At 64.6% G+C, this 23,136-nt stretch carries 19 protein-coding genes; 12 read left to right on the top strand and 7 right to left on the bottom strand.

All coding sequences use genetic code 11. The annotated features are described in order from the left end of the window. The first annotated feature begins 60 nt into the window (after window positions 1-60). The 9 genes from EHH60_RS30120 (at window position 61) to EHH60_RS30080 (ending at window position 9,298) form a co-directional block, all read left to right on the top strand. A complete protein-coding gene (locus tag EHH60_RS30120) occupies window positions 61-843 on the top strand; it encodes a MetQ/NlpA family ABC transporter substrate-binding protein (protein ID WP_124162987.1) in 783 nt (260 codons plus the stop codon). A 128-nt stretch (window positions 844-971) separates the two neighbouring features. Continuing rightward, the gene (locus EHH60_RS30115; protein ID WP_124162986.1) at window positions 972-2,006 is read left to right on the top strand and encodes a putative FMN-dependent luciferase-like monooxygenase; all 1,035 of its coding nucleotides are present in this window, start codon (window positions 972-974) and stop codon (window positions 2,004-2,006) included. Window positions 2,007-2,043: 37 nt separating this feature from the next. Then, on the top strand, window positions 2,044-2,658 hold the full coding sequence (locus EHH60_RS30110; RefSeq protein WP_199752203.1) for a CMD domain protein: 615 nt from the start codon (window positions 2,044-2,046) through the stop codon (window positions 2,656-2,658). Further along, the gene (locus EHH60_RS30105) at window positions 2,655-3,230 is read left to right on the top strand and encodes an alkylhydroperoxidase domain protein (RefSeq protein ID WP_124162984.1); all 576 of its coding nucleotides are present in this window, start codon (window positions 2,655-2,657) and stop codon (window positions 3,228-3,230) included. The genes EHH60_RS30110 and EHH60_RS30105 overlap by 4 nt, the downstream gene beginning before the upstream one ends. Before the next feature lie 60 nt (window positions 3,231-3,290). Next, a complete protein-coding gene (locus EHH60_RS30100; RefSeq protein WP_124162983.1) occupies window positions 3,291-4,448 on the top strand; it encodes an ABC transporter substrate-binding protein in 1,158 nt (385 codons plus the stop codon). A 140-nt stretch (window positions 4,449-4,588) separates the two neighbouring features. After that, on the top strand, window positions 4,589-6,412 hold the full coding sequence (locus EHH60_RS30095; protein ID WP_124162982.1) for an ABC transporter permease: 1,824 nt from the start codon (window positions 4,589-4,591) through the stop codon (window positions 6,410-6,412). Beyond that, entirely contained in the window at window positions 6,412-7,260 is an 849-nt protein-coding gene (locus tag EHH60_RS30090; RefSeq protein WP_199752201.1) for an ABC transporter ATP-binding protein, read from the top strand. Before EHH60_RS30095 ends, EHH60_RS30090 begins: the two co-directional genes overlap by 1 nt. After that, window positions 7,257-7,997, top strand: coding sequence for an ABC transporter ATP-binding protein (locus EHH60_RS30085; protein WP_124162980.1), 741 nt, complete (start codon window positions 7,257-7,259; stop codon window positions 7,995-7,997). The genes EHH60_RS30090 and EHH60_RS30085 overlap by 4 nt, the downstream gene beginning before the upstream one ends. A 209-nt stretch (window positions 7,998-8,206) precedes the next feature. Then, the gene (locus EHH60_RS30080; RefSeq protein WP_124162979.1) at window positions 8,207-9,298 is read left to right on the top strand and encodes a HoxN/HupN/NixA family nickel/cobalt transporter; all 1,092 of its coding nucleotides are present in this window, start codon (window positions 8,207-8,209) and stop codon (window positions 9,296-9,298) included. 10 nt (window positions 9,299-9,308) lie between these two features. Here the strand turns inward: EHH60_RS30080 and EHH60_RS30075 are convergent, their stop codons facing one another. Then, window positions 9,309-10,823 carry a helicase HerA domain-containing protein gene (locus EHH60_RS30075; RefSeq protein WP_124162978.1) on the bottom strand — a complete coding sequence of 505 codons (1,515 nt, stop codon included), beginning with the start codon at window positions 10,821-10,823 and terminating at the stop codon, window positions 9,309-9,311. A gap of 105 nt (window positions 10,824-10,928) precedes the next feature. Beyond that, on the bottom strand, window positions 10,929-11,747 hold the full coding sequence (locus EHH60_RS30070; RefSeq protein WP_124162977.1) for a YkgJ family cysteine cluster protein: 819 nt from the start codon (window positions 11,745-11,747) through the stop codon (window positions 10,929-10,931). Window positions 11,748-12,200: 453 nt separating this feature from the next. Between EHH60_RS30070 and EHH60_RS30065 the strand changes: the two genes are divergently transcribed. Then, entirely contained in the window at window positions 12,201-12,785 is a 585-nt protein-coding gene (locus EHH60_RS30065; RefSeq protein WP_124162976.1) for a LysE family translocator, read from the top strand. Window positions 12,786-12,812: 27 nt separating this feature from the next. Here EHH60_RS30065 and EHH60_RS30060 read toward each other — a convergent pair whose 3' ends face one another. Continuing rightward, the gene (locus EHH60_RS30060; protein WP_124162975.1) at window positions 12,813-13,877 is read right to left on the bottom strand and encodes a ketopantoate reductase family protein; all 1,065 of its coding nucleotides are present in this window, start codon (window positions 13,875-13,877) and stop codon (window positions 12,813-12,815) included. A gap of 505 nt (window positions 13,878-14,382) precedes the next feature. On the opposite strand from EHH60_RS30060, the gene EHH60_RS30055 reads away from it, so the two are divergent. Next, complete coding sequence (locus EHH60_RS30055) at window positions 14,383-15,678, top strand: alpha/beta hydrolase family protein (RefSeq protein WP_245454625.1); 1,296 nt, start codon at window positions 14,383-14,385, stop codon at window positions 15,676-15,678. A gap of 183 nt (window positions 15,679-15,861) precedes the next feature. On the opposite strand, the gene EHH60_RS30050 is transcribed toward EHH60_RS30055, so the two are convergent. Then, window positions 15,862-16,341 carry a MarR family winged helix-turn-helix transcriptional regulator gene (locus tag EHH60_RS30050; RefSeq protein WP_124162974.1) on the bottom strand — a complete coding sequence of 160 codons (480 nt, stop codon included), beginning with the start codon at window positions 16,339-16,341 and terminating at the stop codon, window positions 15,862-15,864. 531 nt (window positions 16,342-16,872) lie between these two features. Between EHH60_RS30050 and EHH60_RS30045 the strand changes: the two genes are divergently transcribed. Next, window positions 16,873-18,414, top strand: coding sequence for a porin (locus tag EHH60_RS30045; protein ID WP_124162973.1), 1,542 nt, complete (start codon window positions 16,873-16,875; stop codon window positions 18,412-18,414). A 1,171-nt stretch (window positions 18,415-19,585) separates the two neighbouring features. Here EHH60_RS30045 and EHH60_RS30035 read toward each other — a convergent pair. The 3 genes from EHH60_RS30035 to flgF all read right to left on the bottom strand — a co-directional run bounded on the left by EHH60_RS30035 (window position 19,586) and on the right by flgF (window position 23,135). Then, window positions 19,586-20,221 carry a MarR family winged helix-turn-helix transcriptional regulator gene (locus EHH60_RS30035; RefSeq protein ID WP_124162972.1) on the bottom strand — a complete coding sequence of 212 codons (636 nt, stop codon included), beginning with the start codon at window positions 20,219-20,221 and terminating at the stop codon, window positions 19,586-19,588. 823 nt (window positions 20,222-21,044) lie between these two features. Beyond that, the gene (gene fliI / locus EHH60_RS30030; protein WP_124162971.1) at window positions 21,045-22,370 is read right to left on the bottom strand and encodes a flagellar protein export ATPase FliI; all 1,326 of its coding nucleotides are present in this window, start codon (window positions 22,368-22,370) and stop codon (window positions 21,045-21,047) included. Window positions 22,371-22,406: 36 nt separating this feature from the next. Next, window positions 22,407-23,135: a flagellar basal-body rod protein FlgF gene (gene flgF / locus EHH60_RS30025; protein WP_035670156.1), complete on the bottom strand. Its 729-nt coding sequence runs from the start codon at window positions 23,133-23,135 to the stop codon at window positions 22,407-22,409. Between the last annotated feature and the right edge of the window lies 1 nt (window position 23,136).

Raw genomic sequence — 23,136 nt, 5'->3', positions numbered from 1 at the left:
TTTCGCGCGGCGGAGAAGCGAATACGGTTCCATACTTGTCGCAGACCTACGGAGACCAAAATGTCGTTTCGCTTCCCCCTGCTTCTCTCCGCCGTGCTGGCCGCATGGTCCGCCGCAGCTGCGGCCGAGACCATCAAGATCGGCGTGACGCCGGGGCCGCATGCGCAGATCCTCGAGGCCGTGAAGCCGATCGCCGCCAAGCGGGGACTCGATATTCAGCTCCTCGAGTTCTCCGACTACGTGGTGCCAAACGCGGCGCTCGATTCCGGCGACATCCAGGCCAATTCGTTTCAGAACCAGCCTTACCTGGACAACCAGAAGGCCGATCGCGGCTACAAGATCGAGGCCGTCGGCCTGACCGTGAATTTCCCGATCGGCGTCTATTCGAAGAAGCACAAGGCCTTCGCCGACATCCCCGAGGGCGGCAAGGTCTCGATCCCGAACGACCCGACCAATGGCGGCCGCGTGCTGCTGCTGCTGCGCGACAAGGGCGCGATCAAGCTGAAGGACGGCACGGGCTTCAAGCCGACGGTGCTCGACATCACCGAGAATCCCAAGAAGCTGAAGTTCATCGAGGTGGACGCGGCGCAGGCGCCGCGAGCGCTCGACGACGTCGACGCCGCCGCGATCAACACCAATTATGCAACCCAGGCCGGCCTTGATCCCGTCAAGGATCCGATCCTGCGCGAGGATCCCAAGGGCCCCTACGTCAACCTGATCGCCGTGCGCACTGCCGACAAGGACAAGCCCTGGGTCAAGGTCCTCGTGGACAGCTACCACACGCCGGAGGTCAAGGAGTTCGTCCTCGCCAAGTTCAAGGGCGCCGTGCTGCCGAGCTGGTAGGCAGTCTGCCTGCGTAAAGTCCATGTAGGGGCGATCCGGCGGGCAGCCTTGCGCGATGCCCCGCTTGTCTGGAGCTGCGGCAACCGACATCATCGGGGGCGTGGCAATCCTCGCCCGACAGGGGTCGTATGAAACGCTTTGCAAACCTGAAACGCCTGGGCTTCTTCACGCGGCTGCTCGACGAGGCGCCGGCGGCGGACCGCTATCGCTTCGCCGCCGAGCAGATCGTGCGGGCCGAGGAGGTCGGTCTCGATTCCGCGTGGATCGCGCAGCATCATTTTCACGAGCGCGAGGGCGGATTGCCATCGCCCTTCACTTTCCTCGGCTATGTCGCGGCGAAGACCTCGCGCATCCGGCTTGGCACCGGCATCGTCACGCTGCCGCTGGAGAACGCGGTGCGGGTGGCGGAGGACGCCGCGGTGCTCGATCTCATGTGCAATGGCCGCTTCGAGCTCGGCGTCGGCACCGGCGGCAATCCGGCCGCCTTTGCCGCCTTCGGCCTCGACAGCAGCCAGCGCAACGAGATCTTTGCGCGCAACCTCGAGGTCGTTCGCACCGCGCTGGTCGGCAAGCCGCTCGCCGGCGGCGACACGCTCTATCCGCAGCGGCCGCAACTGGACAAGCGCATCTGGCAGGCGACGTTCTCGGTCGCCGGCGGTGACCGGGCCGGCAAGGCAGGCGACGGCCTCTTGTTGTCGCGCACCCAGCCGCGGACGAAGGATGCGCCGAAGGCCACGCTGGCCGAGATCCAGAACCCGATCATCGATGCCTATCTCGCGGCGCTGCCGCCGGGATGCGAGCCGCGCATCATGGCCTCGCGCAGCGTCTTCGTCGCCGACGACCATCGCGAGGCGATGCGCCTCGCAGACATCGGACTGCGGCGCGCGCTCCCGCAATTCATGAAGGGCGGTCACCTTCCCCCGGGCGAGACGCTGGAGGAGATGATCACCGCGTTCGACACCCATGTCGGCGCCGCCGACGAGGTGATCGCCTCGCTCCGCACCGATGCCACGCTGGAGCGGGTGACCGATCTCGTCTTCCAGGTGCATTCCGTCGATGCGCCGCATCCTTATGTGCTGCGCTCGATCGAGCTCGTCGCCGACAAGGTCGCGCCGGCGCTGGGCTGGACCCGGACGGCACCCGAAGTGGCGCTGGCGGGCTAGACGAGATGAACATCATTGCGTTGCACGGGGCTGACTGATGGGTACACAAGATATCATCGACACGCTCGCCGGAATCGAGCCGGGATCGGCTCTCGACGCCATCCGCGCGCGGCGCCTGCAGGCACGCGAGAACGCGCAGAAGAGCTACCTCGCCCTGTTCGAGCCGATCGACGCCAGCGAGTTTTCGCTTGCCGAGCGCGCGGCGGTCGCCGCCTTCGTGACCGGGCTTCATGGCGAGTCCGCCGTTGCAGCCTTCTATCGCGAGAAGCTCGCCGCGAACGCGAACAGAGCCCCCTTGCTTGAGGCGATCAAGGCCGAGATCGAGCGCGGCAGGACGTCCGGCCCGTACGGCGCCTTTCCGGCCGGCCCGTTGTCGATCGAGAACAAGGCAGGGCTGATCTATCGCGTCAGTGCGGAGCGCAAGCCCGACCTCGGCGCGAGGCTCACAGCGGCGCTCGAGCATGCACACCTTCTGGTGTTCCGGCCGCGCGATGCCGCGTCCGCGGACATGAAGGCGTTGCTGGCCGCCGGCTGGTCGACCACCGGCATCGTCACGCTCTCTCAGCTCGTTGCGTTCCTGTCGTTCCAGGTGCGCGTCGTCAGCGGTTTGCGCACGCTCGCAGCAGCAAGCGCGCAGGAGGTCGCATCATGAGCACCGTCAACCCGCCCGTCGTCTTCACCCAGGACGAGCTCGGCTGGGTCTCGTGGATCGATCCGCTGCCCGAGGCCGAGCTGACCGAACGGCATTACGCGGGCCTGGTCGACCGTGCCCGTGCCAAGTCGGAATATTTCCGTCTCCTGGTGCGCGATCCCGAAGTCCTTGAAGCCCGCACCAGGACCGACAAGGACATCTTCTACAATACCGCGGACGGCCTGCCGCGCGCGGAGCGCGAGCTCGCAGCGGCTGCCACCTCGCGCTACAATGGCTGCATCTACTGCGCCTCCGTTCATGCGCGGTTTGCCAGCACCTATTCCAAACGCCGCGACGACGTGCAGCGCCTGCTCGACGAGGGTGTCGAAGCCGATCTCGGCGAACGCTGGAATGCGGTGGTCAAGGCGTCCGTGGCACTGGCCGCGACGCCGATCGCGTTTGGTCCCGGCAATATCGAGGAGCTGCGCCGTGCCGGCCTCGACGATGCCGAGATCGTCGACGTCATCAATGGCGCCTCGTTCTTCAACTGGGCGAACCGGCTGATGCTGTCGCTCGGCGAGCCCTCGAAATAGGTAATCCTCACCGGCACAAGAATTGCTGCTGTCTTCAACATTGAATGGATGGAGCCGTGCATGAGCAACATCGATCGTCGTACCCTGGTCAGGGGCTCACTCGCCACCATGATGGCGGGAGCGGCGTTTTCGCGCGCCGCCCTTGCGCAATCGGCCGAACCGATCCTGCTCGGCGTCAGCGGTCCCTTGACCGGGCCAAACGCGCAATATGGCGCCCAATGGAAGCAGGGCTTTGATCTCGCGCTCGACGAGATTCACGCCGCCGGCGGCATCAACGGGCGAAAGCTCGCCTACCAGTTCGAGGACAGCCAGAGCGATCCGCGCCAGTCGGTGGCGATCGCCCAGAAATTCGTCTCCGATCCCCGCATCGTCATGGAGCTCGGCGATTTCTCGAGTCCCGCCTCGATGGCGGCCTCGCCGATCTATCAGCGCGGCGGCCTCGTGCAATTCGGCTTCACCAACTCGCACCCCGATTTCACCAAGGGCGGCGACTTCATGTGGAGCACCTCCGTCAGCCAGGCCGACGAGCAGCCGCTGCTGGCGTCCTATGCCGTCAAGCGCCTTGGTCTGAAGAAGCTCGCGGTGCTGCACCTCAACACCGATTGGGGCCGCACCAGCCGCGACCATTTCGTCAAGGCGGCCAAGGAATACGGCGCCGAGGTCGCGGTCACCGAGGGCTACATCGCGGAAGAACGCGACTTCCGCTCCACCCTGGTGCGCGTGCGCGACGCCAGCCCGGACGGGCTGATCCTGATCTCCTACTATTCCGACGGTGCGCTGATCGCCCGCCAGGCACGCCAGGTCGGCCTGAAGCAGACGATCTGCGCGGCAAGTTCGGTGTACTCGCCGAAATTCCTGGAGCTCGGCGGCGAAGCGGTCGAGGACGTCCATCTCGGTACGCGTTATTTCCCGGAAGATCCGCGGCCAGAGGTGAAGAAGTTCATCGCGGGCTTCAAGGCCAAGTACAACGGACAGGAGCCCGATGCCTTCAACGCTTACTCCTATGATGCGATGAACATGGCCGCTGCCGTGCTGAAGATCGGCGGCACCGACCGCCGGGCCATCCGCGACGCCTTCGCCAAGGTGAAGGACGTCTCCAGCGTCATCTACGGCCAGGCGACGTTCGACGTCGAGAGCCGCCGCGTCAAGGGCGCCATGAACGCCGAGCTCGTGGTGCGCAAGGGTCAGTTCGCGCTCTGGGACGGCAAGCCGACCTGATCTGATGGCCGGACCAAAGCATGATCCGGAAAAGTGCGAAGCGGTTTTCCGAAAAGATCATGCGCAAACAAACCAAGGCGCGATGAACGCATCGCGCTTTATCGCTCCGGCCGTGCTTCTCTTTTCGCGGGGATCATCGCTTGTCTTCCTGGCTCGACTACACGATCAACGGGCTGATCGTCGGCAATGTCTACGCCCTCGTTGCGGTCGGGCTCGCGCTGATCTTCGGCGTCAGCCGGCTGATCAACTTCGCGCAAGGATCGATTTATCTGGTCGGCGCCTATATCGGCTGGGTCGCCGTGGTGCGGTTGCACACGCCGCTGCCGCTGACCATCATCGTGGTGGCGGCGGCCGCCGCGGTGGTCGGCTTGATCATCGAGCGGTTCGGCCTGCGTCCGCTTCAGAACTCGGTGCGCATCGCGCCGCTGCTCGCGACCATCGGCATCAGCTTCGTGCTCGACCAGCTGGTGATGCTGACCTTCTCGCCCAATCCGCGCGCGCTGCCGAGCCAGCTGCCTGACGTTCGCTTTCAGCTCGGTGGCGGCACCATCGGACCACTTGATCTCCTGATCGCCGGCGTCGGGCTCACCAGCGCGCTGCTGCTGTTCGTGTTCCTGCGCTACACCAAGCTCGGCTGGGCGGTGCGCGCCACCGCGCAGGATCGCGACGCCGCCATGCAGATGGGCGTCGACGTCAACCGCGTCAATCAGGCCGTGTTCGGCATTGCGGCTGCGCTCGGCGGCGTCTCCGGCATGCTGGTCGGCATGTACTACAACCAGATCGACACCGCGATGAGCCTGCAGGCGACGCTCAAAGGCGTCGTCGCGGAAGTGGTCGGCGGCGCCGGCAACGTGCCCGGCGCGGTGATCGGCAGCCTGCTGCTCGGATTGGTGGAGAGCTACGGCGTCGCCATACTCGGCACCAGCTACCGCAATCTGTTCGCTTTCCTGCTGCTCGTCGTCGTGCTCGTGCTGCGGCCGAACGGTCTGTTCGTCAGCGCACGGCAGGCCCCGCCGGAGCCGCTCACTGGCACGTTCGTCGCGCCGAGCCGCCCGGTGCATATTCCGCGCTTGGTGCTGCTGGTCGCCGTTGCCGGCTTTGCGCTCCTGCCGCTGTTTCCAGTGTCCTTCTACGTGCTCCAGACCCTGATCAACGCCTGGCTGCTCGGCATGCTCGCACTCAGCCTGACGCTGGTTGCGGGCACGATGGGGCAGGTCTCGCTCGGTCATGCCGCGCTGCTCGCGATCGGCGCCTACACCTCCGCATTGCTGTCGCTGACGCTGGCCGTTCCCACCGGACTTGCCGTCATCGGCGGTGGCCTGATGAGCGCCGCACTCGGTACGCTCCTGATCTCGCCGTCGTTTCGTCTGCGCGGCCACTACGTGTCGATCGCGACGCTCGCGATCGGCGAAATCGTCTCGCTGGTGATCCTGAATTGGGAAAGCGTCACCCGCGGGCCGATCGGCATCTCAGGCATCCCGCCGCTGTCGCTGTTCGGCTATGACCTGATCAGCCCGTCCTCGGTCTATTGGTTCAGCCTCGCGGTCATGGTCGTGCTCGCGCTGCTGCAGGGCCGCCTGCTATCCTCGCATCTCGGCCGCAGCTTTCGGGCCATCCGCGACGATGACATCGCCGCACGCGCCTATGGCCTCAGCCTGAACCGCTACAAGTCGCTGGCCTTCATCTTCGGCGGGTTCGCCGCCGGAATCAGCGGCGGGATCGCCGCGCATCTCTATTCCTATATCAACCACGAGACCTTCAACACGCAGCAGTCCATCCTGGCGCTGACGGTCGTCATCCTCGGCGGCCTCGGCAACGTCGTCGGCGCGATCGCCGGCTCGGTCGCGTTGGTCGGCCTGCCCGAACTTTTCCGCATCGCGGCCGAGTACCGCATCCTGATCTATGGCATCGTTCTGCTGCTGCTCGTGCGGTTCAGGCCGCAGGGCCTGTTGGGGACGATCTGATGGCGGATCAGCACGCGCCCATGTTGTCCCTGCGCGGCCTGACGCGCCGCTTCGGCGGCCTCACTGCGGTCGATGCGATCGATCTCGACCTCGGCAAGGGCGAGCTCATCAGCATCATCGGCCCGAACGGCGCCGGCAAAACGACGCTGTTCAATCTCGTCACCGGGCTTGATCGGCCCGATGACGGCGCCGTCCGCTTCGAAGGCCAGGACATCACTGGTCTCTCGCCGGAGCGGCTCGCGGCGGAAGGCATCGCCCGCACCTTCCAGCTCGGCCGCGTCTTCGGCAATCTCAGCGTCATGGACAACGTCCTGATCGGCGCGCACACGCGTCTGCGTGCGGTGAAGCCGGCGATGGCGGTGATCGGCCCGCTGCTGGAGTTGGGCCTTGCGCTGCTGCGACCCGCCGGCGTCAGGGCCGAGGAGGAGCGCTTGCGCGAGGAGGTCAAGGCCATTCTCGCCCGCTTCGGCGAGCGGCTGCTGCCGCGGATCGACCAGCCCGCCTATAGTCTGTCCTACGCCAACCGCCGCCGTGTCGAAATCGCGCGTGCGCTCGCCTTGAAGCCGCGCCTGTTGCTGCTGGACGAGCCCACCGCCGGCATGAACCCGACCGAGACCGCGGAGATGCAGGCGCTCGTCGCCGAGCTCAAGGCCGAAGGGCTGACCATCCTCCTGATCGAGCACAAGCTGGAGATGGTGATGCGCCTGTCGGATCGCGTCATCGTCATGGACGAGGGCAGGAAGATCGCGGAGGGGCCGGGCGAAGAGGTGCGGACCGATCCCAAGGTGATCGAGGCCTATCTCGGTCACGGCTTGTCGGGCACGACGGAGCAGGAGAGCGCGGCATGATCAACACTTCTCCCGAACCGCTGCTGACCCTGTCCAACGTCAACACCTTCTACGGCCAGGCCCAGGTGCATTTCGACCTGTCGATCACGGTCTCACGAGGCCACATCGTGTGCCTGCTCGGCGGCAATGCCAGCGGCAAGTCGACGACGATGAAGATCATTCTGGGTCTGGTCAAGCCGCGCTCGGGCGAGGTGACGTTCGACGGCGCCTCACTGATCGGCCTCTCCACGCCGCAGATCGTCCGCCGCGGCATCGCCTCGGTGCCGGAGGCGCGGCGGCTGTTCGCGGACATGAGCGTGCGCGAGAACATCCTGATGGGCGCCTTCGTGCGCAACGACCGTGAGGCGGTGGCGCAGGACCTCGACAGGATGCTGACGCTGTTCCCCAAGCTCGGCCAGCGGCTGTCGCAGCGCGCCGGCTCCTTGTCCGGCGGCGAGCAGCAGATGGTGGCGATGGCGCGTGCGTTGATGAGCCGGCCGCGCATGATCGTGATGGACGAGCCGACCATGGGCCTGTCCCCGCTCTACGTCGATCGCGTGCTGGAGCTGATCCGCAGCATCAACCAGGTGGGCGTCTCGGTGTTCATGGTCGAGCAGAACGCCAGCCTCGCGCTCGAGATCGCGCACGAAGCCTATGTGCTTCAGACCGGCAGGATCGTGCTGTCAGGCCCGGCGCGGGCGCTGAAGGACGATCCGCGCATCCGCGACGCCTATCTGGGCGGTTCCGAGGCGGCGTAGCTCGATCTATCCACCGTCATGGCCGAGCTTGCTCCGGCCATCCACGGCTTGCCTCGCCACGGAGAACGTAGATGCCCGGGACAGGCCCGGTCATGACGACCTACCTGCAAATTCGCATATGCGATCAGCTGGCTGCCAACGGGGCTAGTCAGTATGAGTATCCTGTGAAAATATCATACGGGTGGGCGACGGGGTGTGCAGCGGACGGAATGGTTGTCGTGACGAGATGGTCTTTGCGGGCGGTCGAGCCCGGCGTGGTGTTGCTGTTCGGCGGGCTCGTCGCCGCCAATATCGCCGCATGGGCCTGGGCCTTCGCGGCGTTCGGCGACCGTCCTACGGTGACGGCAACCGCGCTGCTGGCCTGGGTGTTTGGCCTCCGCCACGCCGTCGATGCCGATCACATCGCGGCCATCGACAATGTCGTGCGCAAGCTGATGCAGGCCGGCGGCACGCCGCGCAGCGTCGGCCTCTATTTTGCACTCGGCCATTCCACCGTGGTCGTGGTCGCGACCATGCTGCTGGCGCTGGGCGTCGTGAGTCTCGGCGGTGACAGCCTGCTCAAGGAGATCGGCGGTCTGATCGGCACGTCAGTGTCGGCGCTGTTCCTGCTGGTGATCGCGGCCATCAATCTCGCCATCTTCGCCGGCCTGTGGCGGACGTTTCGCATGGCGCGAGAGCAGGGCGTTCACGATGCCGCAGGCCTCGATGCGCTCCTCGCCCGTCGCGGCGTCCTGGCGCGGGTGCTCGGGCCGCTGTTCCGCCTGGTGACGAAGCCGTGGCATATGTATCCGCTCGGATTTCTGTTCGGCCTCGGCTTCGACACCGCGACCGAGATCAGCCTGCTCAGCATCTCCGCCAGCGAAGCTGCGCGCGGCGCCTCGCTCGCCGATGTCCTGGTCTTCCCGGCGCTGTTCGCCGCCGGCATGGCGCTGGTCGACACCGCCGATTCGGTCCTGATGGTGAGCGCCTATCGCTGGGCCTTCGTCGATCCCCTGCGCAAGCTCTGGTACAATCTCACGATCACCGGCGCCTCCGTCGCGGTCGCGCTGTTCATCGGCGGCGTCGAAGCGCTCGGCCTGATCAGCGATCGGCTCGGCCTCTCCGGCGGCATGTGGACGCTGGTCGACGGCCTGAACGAGTCGCTCGCGAATGTCGGCTTCGTCGTGATCGCGCTGTTCGCGATCGCATGGCTCGCCTCGGTCGTGCTCTATCGCCGCATGTTCTCGGATGACGGGCACAGTTCGCCGGACGCGGTGGAGGGCTTCGATGCGACTGAGGCCGTCGTGATGAGACGTCCCTGATTCCACCTGTTCAGAGCGAAGCCGCGCTCGGGAACTGTTCCACCGGCAAGTCGTCGGCGTGGGGATCGCCCGGCGCCGTCGCCCAGGCGAGCTCCACCAGCGTCACGATCCGTCGTCCGCCGCCGTCGAGCTGGCAGACGATCAGGCCCTGCTCCTCCATGTAGCCGAGCAGCCGCTGTGCGCGGCGCAGCGAATGCGAGCCGTAGGCGCGGGCGATCGCAGCATCGCCGGGACACGGCCAGCCTTCCTTCGCCGCGCGCGCGATCATCATGAACACGCCCTGCATGTCGTCGGGCAGGATCGAGGCGCGCAGCGCGACGTCTTGCCAGGCGTCGTCTTCAGTGAGATCAGTCCCGAGCCCGGCGCGCGCATGCGTCAGCATGCGGCGGAATTCGTTGAGGTCCGGCACCGCCGCGCCGAGCCCCTCGATGCGACAGCGGACGACGAACTCCTGATAGAGCACGCCGATGGCACGGAAGCCGGCATCGGGCTCGGCCAGCACGGCGCGCAAGGTGCGGGCGACGCGTTCGCGCCGCGCGGCGAGCTCTTCTGCGCTGACCGGCACCTCGACCACCTCGGGCCGGATCTCCGGTGTGGCGGCCGCCTTCGCCGCACGAAGCTGCTCCAGCAGATCCGGCGCAGGCCGGCGCTGCGGCCGGCTGGCATCGGGCGGTGGTGCCGCCAGGATCACGGCGCGCGCATCCTCCAGCATCGCCTCCGGCAGCGGCATCAGCCGCGGCGTCGAATTGCGCGGGCTGGTCGAGGTCGGCCCGATGTTCAAACGCGATGGGCGCCGCGACAGTGCAGGACCAAGCGCCATGAACTGTCCGCGCTCGAGGTCGCGAAAGGCTTCGGCCTGCCGCCGCTCCATGCCGAGCAGATCGGCGGCACGCGCCATGTCGATGTCGAGGAAGGTCCGCCCCATCAGGAAGTTGGAGGCTTCCGCTGCGACGTTCTTGGCGAGTTTTGCCAGGCGCTGGGTCGCGATGATGCCCGCAAGTCCGCGCTTGCGGCCGCGGCACATCAGATTGGTCATGGCGCCGAGCGACAGTTTTCGCGCCTCGTCGGACACTTCGCCGGCAACGGCGGGCGCAAACAGCTGCGCCTCGTCCACCACGACCAGCATCGGATACCAATGGTCGCGGTCGACGTCGAACAGACCGCCGAGGAACGCCGCGGCGCGCCGCATCTGGTTCTCGGCGTCGAGCCCCTCGAGATTGAGCACGGTTGAGACGCGATGCAGCCGGGCACGCTCGCCCGCGACCTGAAGGCCGCGCTCGGTGTGATCCTCGGCCTCGATCACCAGATGGCCGAAGCGCTCGGCCAGCGTCACGAAGTCGCCTTCGGGATCGATGATGGCCTGCTGCACCCAGGGGGCGCTCTGTTCCAGGAGCCGCCGCAACAGGTGCGATTTGCCGGAGCCCGAATTGCCCTGCACCAGGAGGCGGGTCGCCAGCAGTTCCTCGAGGTCCATGGCGGCCGCGGCGCCTGCCGTGGTCTGCCCCATCTCGATCGCAACTGTCATGTCCCCGACTCAAGTCCCCATCATTCGCGGACAGGGGCTTATCAATCCCGTCGCGGCGCGTCGAGCGGCGCAGGGCGAATCATGCCGCGTTGCCCACGGCGGGGTTCAGGCGTGTCCCGACAGCCGTAGAAGCGCGGGCCGGTAGGGGGCTTGCGGATCATCGTCCTCGGTCTCGGGGATCGCGCAGGAGCGGAATTCCTGCCTGATCCGCTCGATCTCGGCGATTCGCTCGTGCAGCCGCTGCAAATGCTCCGGCGATGTCGCCTTCCAGAATTGGAACGTGTCGGCCGTGAGCGGCAGGAAGGCAGTGCCGAACGGCGTCGGATCGGGAACGGCAGTGCGTCCAAGCAGCAGGAATCGCTCGGTGCCGGAGACGACGAGGGTGGCATAGCCGCGGTTTCCGATCCGCCTGATGCCGTTCAGCGACCATTCGGCGAGCTTGCTGAAATATGGCTCCTCGCGCCAGCGATCCGGGCAGTCGTCGTCGACGGTGACATTGACGGCGTCCTGGCTGAAATGCACGACGAGGCCGGCCGTCTCGGGAAACCAGTCGTCCTCGAGATGGCCTTGCAGCCAGGCGCACACGAATGAGCGGCACATCTGCGGGCGGCGGTCATAGTTCGTGCACCCCGTCCCCGTCTGCCAATGTCTGCAGAGCTGGTTCACTGGCTTGTCGACGGCGGCCACTTCCAGGATATCGCAGCAGGCATTGCACGATCCGCAATGCCGGGCGGGCCGGGTCGTCTTTGGCAGGCCGGTCGCGCGAAAGCCCTGTCCGTCGCGGACCAGCAGCTTCTGCTTCTCCAGCGCATTCAACGCGCGTTCGATCTTGAGACGGGATAGTCCGGTGGCGTCGATCACGCCCTTCATCGTCGTCGCGCCTGCCTCCACTGCGCGGACGACGCTCAGCATCGCCTGATCCATTCTTGTTGTTCTTGTCTGGCTCTCGGTGCATTGCGAACACGCCGGAACAAACGGACCGGCTAACAGGTAATAAAAACCTGATCTAGAAAGATATGTTGCTCATCTCTCCCTGGCTGGGCAAGACGCCGGGCCCGTCCTGCGCGCATGCAACGTCTGCGCGAATGAAGGACCTGCACGTGTGGGAGCTGATTTCGCGTCCAATCGGCGCGCTTTGCCCGCGAAGCGCCGGGATCTGACGAGCGGCATGCGGCCGTCTCACGCAGTCGTGATATCAGCCGTCAGCGCGCGGGGCGTGTGGAATATGACGCGCGAGAATTGTCGTTGAGTTTGTGCCACACCGGGAACAGCGTCGCGCCGAAGCTGGGTGAGCGGGAATGCAAAGAGGCGATCCCACGCTCGGCGCGGAATGACGCAGATCAAGATCCGTGAGCCCCAGGCCTGTTATTCGGCCGTATGACTTTTCTGACCTTCATCACGACGGCCTATTTCCTGCTGGCGGTGCCGGGGCCGACCAACACCTTGCTCGCGACATCAGGCGCAGGGGCTGGCATCTCGCGCTCTCTTCACCTGCTTGCGGCGGAGTTGTGCGGCTATCTGCTGGCGATCGCAGTGCTGCGGCTGGCGCTTGGTCCTGTCATTAGCGACATCCCGATTGCGGCGGTCGTGCTCCGCGTGGCTGTGACCGTCTATATCCTGTGCCTCGCCGTCATGCTCTGGCGCGTCAACACGCACGAGCTGCGCGAGGGGGCTGCGGTGACGTTCGGTCAGGTGCTGCTGACGACCCTGTTGAATCCGAAAGCGCTGGCCTTCGCGTTCCTGCTCCTGCCCCTTGGGGTCGGACCGCTTGAACTGCTGCCCTGGCTCGGTGTGATCGCGCTTCAGATCGTCACTGCAGGAGCCGCGTGGATCATTCTGGGCGCGACGCTCGGCCGCGGCGTCCGCCACCTCGGGCATCCCGACCTGATCGCGCGCACCGGCGCGGTCACGCTGGTCGCCGTGACCGGCCTGATCTGGCTTCAATCGTTCCTGATCGCCTGAGCGCCGACGTCGCTGGAAAACGGCGCGTTATTGCGCGCCCGATCCACCCTGCACGATCTTCTCGTTCAGCTTCTGGTCCACGGTGTCGACGGTGCGGTCGATCTCGGCATTGGGCACGCCGAGCTGGTGCGAGATCAGCTTCACCAAGAGGTCGACGCGCTCGATGAAGGGTGCGCCGCTCGCGACCGCGCGCGCGGCCGATGACGGCTTGAGCAGGCTCTCGGCGGCCTTGGCGTATTTCGCAAACGGCACCTGGTCCTGCGGATCGGCACCGAGGCGGCGGGCGATCGCATCGACATGCTCGTAGATCGTCTGCGAACGCTTGAGATCGCCATGCACGGCGTCGCGGATCGACTGCGGCTCGCCGGGAGTGATGCAGCGGTAATTGCCGGTGAGCAGCATCGACCATTTCGCCAACGGCACGAATAGCGAGTCGAACACTTTCAGCTTCACCGGCACGTCGTGGCCGTCGAGCGTGACCGCGTCGATGTCGGCCTCGAGCTCGCGCAGCAGCTTGTTGTGCCTCTCGTCGGCGAAGACCGACGCCTTGAAGTTGGTGGGCAGGCCAACATGCAGCACGTTGGCGGCCTCTTCCGGCGGGCGGAACGCCTGCGGGTCGGGCGAGCACAGCGTCACCAGCCCGGGCTCGAACCGCTCCCACACCTGCGCATTGGTGTAGGCCTCTTCGAGGTCCATGCCGGCGAGTGCCGGAATTCGCTTGAGATACGGCAGCGGCGGCATGTTCATGATCGACAGGCACGGCAATTTCGCCGCGGCGATCTTGACCATGAGAACGCGCACCGTGTGATTGGTGTATTGCGGCTCCTGCATCGCAAGGCCGACCAGATCGTAACGGGAAAGGTCGACATTGGCCGGCGTCACTGCATCGAGCTTGCCGGGCAGGTCACGCGAGAAGATCGCACGGTGCACCGCCTCGTCGCGCAACTTGATGCGCACCTCGGTACCGTCGCGGTTGATCAGCTCCGCGGTTTTGGCACGGCAGACCAGGGTCACGTTATGCCCTGCCATCAGCAGCTTCGTGCCCAGCAGGGAGCCGTAAGAAGCCCCCAGAATCAATATGTTGCGCGCCATGCTCCGTCCCTTTGAAGATGTGTGTGATTCTTCAGCCTCACCCGTCATCCGCGGGCGAGTTGGCGGCATGTAAGGCGAACTGCGGGAAGTTGGCAACTGGGATAATGCATACAAGGAGGCGCCGCTGCCCCGGAGCTGAGGCTTGGACCTTGTTCTTTCAGGCGATTGAGCTTTCTGAATTGAGTGGGCGTTTCGGCTATTCCACTCCTCGCGGGCGTCGTCATCACGCGCCCCTCGCGAAAGACTGTCACAATGAAGATCTTGGCGTCTCTCCTGCGGGCTTGGCACACGATGGTAATGCGCTGCACTCTTCACCACATCGTGCTTTCACAATCGGGGCTTACACAGGCATGTCACTTGTGTCGGCACGAGGGGTTTCTGACTCGCCGGTCGCAACAAGAAACGACAAAGCCCGCTGCGTAAACCTCGCAGGTTGCGTGGCGCTAGACTGTGTATCAGCGACGGAGCTGGGACGTGACGATTGGGGTGAGCGGGCGGGGACTTCGTGCCCAAGCCCGCCCGTTTGGAATGCAGACCGCTTCGCGCAGCAGCTTTGCTGCGCGGCGGCGAGATGGCCGCGAAGAAAATCACCGAGGCAGGCAGCATTGCCGGACGCAGACGCGATCAGGCGCGCCCGCGATCGGGCGTGCGAGGCGCCGCGCAGAGCGCGACGCCGGCAAGTCCGGACAATCGTTCGCGCCGTCGTTCGGTGGCTGACATGGATGGTGAACATTCGCCTCATCGTTCGTGCGACGGCGCCGGGCGAAATCTGGCACATTTGCGCGATCGAGCCTCCCAATTTTTCGAAAGCATGTCGGTCGCGGAGCTTGCGAGAGAGTCGCACCGGCATCTGTGGATTTCGGACTGGTTGAGGGTCGCCGACGACTACCGGACATTGGCAGAATCTGCACGCGAAACGCGTTCCGCTCAGATTGCCGGGGAAGCGTGGCTGTGCTCGTTGACGGCCCTCGAAGTCGTCAGAAGTCTGTGTGGTCCCGGAGATGACGAGAGTGCCGCCCTCGCAGACGAGGTCGGCACCGGGCTGAGAGGCCTCGAGACAGAGGCCGGACTGCCGATCGAGCGCGTCAAGATCGACTGCTTCGATCAAGGCGCGCTGGCTGGCTTCTTTCTGCCCGCGCGTCGTTACGGCTCTGCCGCGCCGGCGGTGATCTGCGTCTGTGACGACGATGTCACCCTGGGCTCGATGATGAGCAGGCTGTTGCCCGTCTCGCTCTGCGGGACCATGTCGCTGCTGCTCGTCGATTCCGGCAATTCGACTGTTCACCGCTCCTTCAAGCCGGAGCACAGGCTTCAGCTCTGGCTGGACTACCTGGAAGCCCGCCCTGATGTCGACGCGCGGCGGATCGGTATCTATGGCGAAGGGGCGGGCGCAGCTCATGCCTCCCGCCTTGCGCTCTCGGATCGCAGAATCGCGGCCGCCGTCTGCGACGGCGGGCTTATGCGTCCGGTCATGTGTCAGGCGACACTTCGCTGGATGACCGGCTTCGGGCAGGCCGTCCCTGACGAGGTCTCGAGAGAGGCAATGCTGCCGCCGCGTCGAGTCCCGTGCCCGCTGCTCCTGGTCGTCGGGAGTCGCTCCATGGTGTGGGAGCAGGATGCTCTCGAGTTGCAAGCCGACTACCGGCGGATTGGAGGAGATTGCTCGGTCGTCGTGCCCAACAACGTCCCGCACCCGCTCGGCGAGGTCGAGAATTTCGTCGCCGTTGACGACTTCATTGTCGAGTGGCTCGATAGCAAGCTTGGAACTGCCCGCAAGCTCGACCCGGCGACCCAGCTCTAAAGCATGATCCGGAAAAGTGCGAAGCGGTTTTCCGGAAAGATCATGCGTAAACACCAACCTAAAGCGCGATGACGGTTCATCCAAATCTCGTCGCGCTTTAGCCTGGTCCGGCGGCATTGCAGGACCCCGCGGCGCGACGACCGCAGCATCCGGCTCGCATTCTGGGCCCGGCATCGGCCGATATCAGGAGGCGTCGATAGCCAGCAATCGCGCAGCCAGCCGGGCGTTCTTGGCGATCGTTGCGAGCGAAGCGTTCAATTCAGCCAAGGTCTTCTCGTCCAGATCGTTGAACATCGTCGAATTCAGGGCGAGCTTTCGCTTCGACAATTTCTCGATCTCGGTCGTCGCCTTCGCCGTGAGCGACATCAGGACGAAGCGGGCATCGTCCGCCGCCGGTCGTCGTGATAGAAAGCCGCCTTTTTCGAGGGTCTTGGTCTGGTTGGTCACGAAAGCCGGGTGGACCCGCAGCTTGTTGGCGATGTCGATCCCGGCGACGCCGCGCCCCTCGTCCAGTTCGGTGATCGCCATCAGGATCAGCCATTGCGGCTGGGTAATGCCGAGCAGTCCGGCCCAGCTGGTGTGGATGTTCTCCAGCTGCGAGTGAATTTCGACGACGTTCCAGATGAAGTCCGTAATCGCCCTGTCGAGTTTCTTCTCGATCATCCGGCTCCCCCATTTTGCTCTGACCGTTTTTCTTATTGTTCTTGGAGCAGTGTTTTAGCCGGATATTGGGGGGCCGTCTCGGACTTCGCGCAGTGACGGAACGACAAGACCGTATCGCAAGAACAAATCGACGATTTTGATGCTTGCACAAAACAATTAATTAGATTACGTCACATCGCGCTCAGAATTTGCTGCTCTTGACCATTGCGATAGGCAGCGATGTGAGACCTCCAAGAAAGCCCTCGGGATGCCCCCCGAGGGTTTTTTCTTTTTTGTTCAGTGGTCTATATGTCCCGTTGAGGCAGCTTGTTGCTCCCGGGCAACATCCCCGACGGAAGTTTCAATTCACGAGATCAATAAATTGAGGCAATGGTTTTTATAAACTATACGTGAAGCACGACGGAGGGGGGGCACCTCGCTGTCGTTTCAGTCCGGACCTTCAGTGCGGATCTGAATTGAACGGAAATTAAAGAGGGTAAAGCGGCCTCCGCCGAGGAGCCGAGCCCCCTGAACCGACCTGGAGGTTTACTAATGAAGTTGACGAAGACGCTCTTTCTCGGCTCGGCAGCCGGCCTGATGGCCGTCTCCGGTGCGTTCGCAGCCGATCTCCCCGTGAAGGCCAAGGCGGTCGAATACGTGAAGATCTGCTCGCTGTACGGCGCCGGCTTCTACTACATCCCGGGCACCGACACCTGCATCAAGCTGGGTGGTTACCTGCGCGCCGAAGTCGCGATGAACACCAACAGCAACTACGGCATCTCGAACGGCGCTCCCGCCGGTGCTCACAACCGTCTGAGCAACTACTACTCGATGCGCGCTCGTCAGGATCTCAACATCGACACGCGCACCGCGACCGAATACGGCGTCGTCCGCACCTACTTCGACGCGGTCTTCACCTGGACGACCGGCGGCTACGTCGGCACGGGCTCCGGCACGGGCACGACTGGTTACACGGCCACGACGGCTGGTACCACCACCATCAACTCGACCGACGGCGGCACCTCGGGTGGTTCGCTCGGCGTGTACTACGCCTTCATCCAGTTCGCCGGCTTCACCATGGGTAAGGCCGTGTCGCAGTTCGACGCGCCCTGGACCAACTATCCCGGCAACAACATCGACAGCCTCGTCGGCGGCAGCGGCACGGTCACTGGCGTGAACCAGTTCACCTACACCGCTGACTTCGGTCAGGGCATCACGGCGGCCTTCTCGGCCGAAGATGCGACGGCCTACTATCAGGCCGGCAACCTCAACATGAACGGCGCGACTGCCGCTGGCATGGTTGGCGGTTCGTACGGCTCGAATGCCATCGGCGGTTCGCGTTCGCCGAACCTGGTCGGTATGGTCCGTGTCGACCAGGCCTGGGGTCTGTTCCAGGCGTCGGTTGCCGCGCATGACAACCACGTCGCCTATTACGGCGCGACCGAGACCTCTGGCCACCCCGACGACAAGTGGGGTTGGGCGGTTCAGCTCGCTCTGTCGATCAAGAACATCCCGACCGGCGCGGGTGACACGATCAACATCCAGGGCGTCTACACGGACGGTGCGACCCGCTACAACTTCCAGAACCTGGCGGGCAGCTCCTACCAGATGTACGGCAGCTCGGGCATTGCCTACCAGAGCGTCGGCTTCGCCAATGCTCCTGATACCGTGTACGTCACGGGTTCGCAGCAGGAAACGGTCAAGACCTGGGGCTTCCGTGGTGCTTACACCCACAACTGGGATCCCTACTGGAACTCCGCACTCTACGGTGCTTACGCTCAGGCCCAGTTCGGCACGCTCGCCAAGAACACGCTCTGCGGCGTCGGCGGTGCTGGCGGCGTGTTCGGCGGTCTCGCCGGTGTCACGGGTTGTAACCCTGACTTCGCCGTCGGCCAGGTGGGTGTGATCACCCGCTGGACTCCTGTGAAGAATCTGACCTTCTCGGCGGATTTCAACTGGACCCGTCTCGACCAGAAGTACTCGGGCACTGCCGTGCTCAGCCCGGCTGCCAACACGGCCAAGCCGACCGCTGCGTACGAGCTGAAGGACCAGGACAGCTTCACGCTGCTGCTCCGCGCTCAGCGCAACTGGTAAGATCTGTCGAAGCATTTCGACGAGCACCCGGCGGGAAACCGCCGGGTGTTTTTTTGTTGTACGGTACGCGCCATGCAACTGGAGTCGTTTGTCCGATCACGCGCCGCGAACATCCGGGCGTCCGCGCCAGAGACGCGATTGTTGGATGGCGTTGCGCGCGACCGGGGAGCGGGGCCTTTGCTGTGTCGCCTTTGTCAAGCCGCTGCAGCGAAAATATTCCGCTTTACCGAAATTCGGATTTGTCGTATGTGTCGTCCATCCCGGCTCATCCTTGAGGGGCGATCGTGAGGTCGTCATGTTCGCGAGCCGGGCTTGCGGTGGACGCGGCAGCGTCGTGCACGAGAGGTGAAGGGCAGGGCGGATTGCTCTCCGTGAGCCCGAACCGCGTGCGGACGAGCGGCGCTGACAGGTTCGTCCCGGCGGTCTTCGATGGCAACGTGCACAACGTCGTCGGAACCGGTGGGGTCAAGCGAGCCGCGCGTACGGCAAAACCGTGTGGTCCTGACCGTCGTTGCTACGGTCAAGCTCTTGCGGAGGCGGCAGTCGCGTCAACCGGCGCGGAGGCCGGCGAATTTCGCGAGAGCGAGGGAGGCCAGAACGAACTCGGCTCCCGGGAGCGACGGGCGGTTGGTTAGAACCGCCCGTTCGCGTTTTTTGGCACATTTTGCAGACACAAGAGCGCGGCATAAGCCGTCCAACCATCGCGCAGGGAAGGCCGAGTGATCGGCACCACCTGTATGCTGCTGTGCGGTCTCTTTGCGCTACATTTTCGCGCAGCGGACCGCGGGTGCGTTGTCAGCACCCGGCCTTCCCTGTGCCCTCTTGGCTCAAGAGGGTGAGCGACCAAGCAAAGCTCGGGCGAAAAGCGCCGCGAGAATGCGAAAGCGTGTCTGCGTGTCGAAATGTGAATTGAATGAATGCGACGTCTCGCCTTGGCAGGACAAACTCCCAAGGCTTTTGCAGCAACCAAGACCACCGCAATCCAATCAGCGAATTATTGAACATCGACAATTGCGAGCGTAGCGACTTGTCCGCCGAAGCCTTCGGCGAAGTCGGAAGCAATCCAGAGTCTTTCCGCGTAGGAATTGTGGATTGCTTCGCGGAGCCTGTCATCGGGCCGCGCTCTGCGCGGACCCGTTGGCTCGCATTGACGATGTGGCGAGTGCGCCTCTCACCCCTGGCTCGCCACGCGCGCGCGGTCGGGATGCTGCTCGATTCTGGGGCGGTCGCGCGTACGCTCGAAACTGGTGCAGAGCAGCTCGGTCTCCTCGAGCGAAACAGGGGCGCGATACAACCGGCACATGAACTCGGCGGTTGCACGTCCCTTGCCGGTTCCCGGTCCGCGCTCTGCGAGAAACATGCAGTCCCTGCAGATACTGGCATTGAGCCGCTGATGAGCCGCGTCGAGGTGATTGAGGATCTCGCGGAGAGAGTCGCGCAGCCTGATACACTCGTCGGTCCCGAGCGCGGTGACCGCATTCATCACGTGATTGATCGGGTCGTGCTGGCTCAGGAATTTCTCGCCCTGGGCGGTGACGTGCAGGACGACGGAACGCTTGTCCTCATGCGACGGCTTTCGCACCAGAAAGGACTTGCTCTCCAGAGTCTTCACGATCTGCGATGCAGTCGCTCGGGTGGCGCCGATGAAGCCGGCGAGCGCGGAGGGGGTGCGCGAAAACCTGTTGGCGCGGCCGAGAAAGCGCAGCGCCATCCACTCCCGATCGCGCAATCCATGCTGATCGCCTTCGAAATACCAAGCTCTCGCCGCCTGAACCAGCAGCTCGACGGCTTCTCGCGCCAATGGCATGAATCTACCTCGTCTCCGGAACTTCGTTTGCGGCGTCCCGGAGCGGCTTTGCCCCCTGAGTGTTCGACGAACCTGTCGTCTCGCGCTCTCGTTCGAAGGCACGAACCGCAACGCGCCGCACCTTGGCCGTTGGGGAACGCCTCGTCCGGAGCGAGAGGCTGCGTCGATGGCATGCCAGCAGCATCGTCATCGCGCGGGAGCCCGGATTGCCGTCACCGGCAGACGGTGGATCGGAGTGGTTCAACCGAAGCCCCCAAAGTTCAAGTCACAGGCAGACGTTTCTTATACCCGCAAGAAACGATGAATGAGCTTCTCAACAAAATCAAGTCAAGACGCTCGCGGAGACTGGATGTCGTCGTAAGCGACTGTAACGTTCAAGACAATCCCGCTCTTCGGGACACATGATGGTGAACGCAATACGCTGCTTGATGAGCAACACGCGCGCGTCTTTGCGAGAGGCTGATTGCACGGCATGTTGTTGTCTGTCGTCGACGCAATCTGATCGAAGCTTGTGCACGACGATGATGTGTGTCGGCACGTCATCCACAACTTGTGCGTTTCGGCGGAGAATCGCCAAGGGAATTCACAGGAATTACACGTGACGGTTGTTGTCGCCGTGCGCGCAGAATCGTCACGCCCGATCGCTTGCACCGCGGCGGCGCGTTGTGCTCACCCGAATGGTGACGCGCTCATGACGCAAATCGGTGATCAATCCGGGCACGCATGCGTCGGAAGCGTAACGCCATGCGCAATCTCCTGTCGAAAACCACGAGCAGGATGAGCGGCAGGCCCGTCTCATACGCCGCCTCGCCCTCTCCATCCGCTAGTTGCCCTTGAGCATGTCCCGGAGCTCGCGGAATGGATCGGCGCTCGGCGGAGCCGAAGCGCCTTGCCGCATCGCGTCGTAGATTCTCGGAACCATGTCGACCGCCTGGTCGAGCCCCGAATCACGTCCCGACTGATATCCGCCCATCAGGCGAAGGTCGCGCGTGTCCTCATATTTCGCGATCATGGCGCGCAGCTTGCTCACCAGTTCGCGCTCCTCGGGGTCCCAGACGTTATGGGCGAGGCGTGAGACCGACGCCAGGACGTCGACGGCCGGATAGCGCGCCTGGTCGGCAATGTGCCTGGAGAGCACGATGTGCCCATCAAGTGTGCTGCGGATGGTGTCCGCGATCGGCTCGTTGTGATCATCGCCGTCGACCAGCACGGAGAAGATCCCGGTGATCGTGCCGGTTCCCTCCTCGCCTGGACCGGCGCGCTCCAGGAGACGCGGCAAATCGGTGAAGACCGTCGGCGCGTAGCCGCGCGCGACCGCGGGCTCACCGGCGGCGAGCGCGACCTCGCGAGCGGCATGGGCGAAACGGGTGATCGAATCGACCATGAGCAGGACCGACTCGCCCCGATCGCGGAAATATTCGGCGACCGCCATGGCCGTCCTCGGCGCCAGCCGCCGCATCATCGGGCTCTCGTCTCCCGTCGACACGATGGTGACTGCGCGGTGACGGTCGGTGCCCAGCACGTCCTCGATGAATTCGCGCACCTCGCGGCCGCGCTCGCCGACCAGGGCCAGCACCACGGTGTCGAAACCCTGGCTGCGGGCGAGCATCGCAAGCAGCGTCGATTTGCCGACGCCGGATCCGGCAAAAATGCCGACGCGCTGGCCGGCGCAGATCGGCGCGAACAGGTCGATGACGCGCACGCCGGTGCGCAGCGGCTTGTGCACGCGTGCGCGCTTCATCGCCGACGGCGCCTCCGCTTCCGCGGAGACCGCCTGGGATCCCTGGGTGAGGGGGCCCTGTCCGTCCAGCGGCGCGCCGAGAGCGTTGATGACGCGGCCTTTCCAGCTCGGATCGGGCGCGAAGGACAGAGGCGGCATCCGGTAGGCGACCGAGCCGAGCCCGCCGGCGAACTGCCGGTCGAATGGCTTGGCAACGATGCCGTCGCTGTCGATCCGCACCACCTCGCCGATCTGGCGCTTGCCGGCCGAATTGACGCCGATGAGCTCGCCGAGCCTGACGAAGCGCGACAGGCCCGAGACGCGGAAATGCGTCGGCGCGATCTCGGAGATCGCGCCGCTGACGCTTGCCAGGGGAGTGCTCTGCTGAAGCTCCAGCAGCGCCCACTCGAGTTGCCGAAGAGCGTTCAAGGAAGCCGTCCAATCTCAACGCGCGCGAGGCGCAGTCTACTTGCCGGGTTCGCCGAGTGTGCGGATCGCGTTCTGAAGCGAGCTCTCGGTGCCCTCGATCATCGAATTGGTGCCGTCGAAGGCGCGCGAGGCCGAGATCAGTCGCGTCAGTTCGAGCATCGGATTGGCGCCGGAGCCCTCGACATAACCCTGCTTGAAGCCGTCCCGGGAGAAATCGGCGATGGCGGTCGCAGGCCGGTCGGGCGTCACGCCGGAATTGCCGTAGCGTTCGAGATTGGCATCGGCCGGAATGTTGAACAGGCCGATGGTGCCGATCTCGTTGTTGTCCTGGGTGATAGCGCCGCTGCGCGCGATCGAGATCGGTCCGCCGTTCGGATCGAGCGTGATCTGCGCGCCGCCGGAATCGACGACGGGGAAGCCGCTCACGGTCTGAAGATCGCCATTGGGAGCGATCTGGAGGCGGCCGTCGCGCGTGTAGACCGTGCCGTTCGGACCGGCGAAGGCGATCCAGCCCTGTCCGACCACGGCGACGTCGAGCGGGTTGCCGCTCTCGGTGATGCTGCCCATCTCGCGGGAGATGATGTTGTCGCCGGGCGAGGAGAACGCCACCGGGGTCGGGCCCGCCTTGGACAGCACGGTCTCGAACTTCACCACGTCGGTGCGGAACGCCGCCGTGTTGACGTTGGCGACGTTGTTGGCGATCGTCTGGAGGCGCTTTTCGAGGGCGACCTGCGCCGACAATCCCACATAGAGGGCCGATTGCATG

The organism is Bradyrhizobium sp. RP6 (genome assembly GCF_003837805.1).
Classification (GTDB): domain Bacteria; phylum Pseudomonadota; class Alphaproteobacteria; order Rhizobiales; family Xanthobacteraceae; genus Bradyrhizobium.
This window is presented reverse-complemented; position numbering and strand designations above follow the sequence as displayed.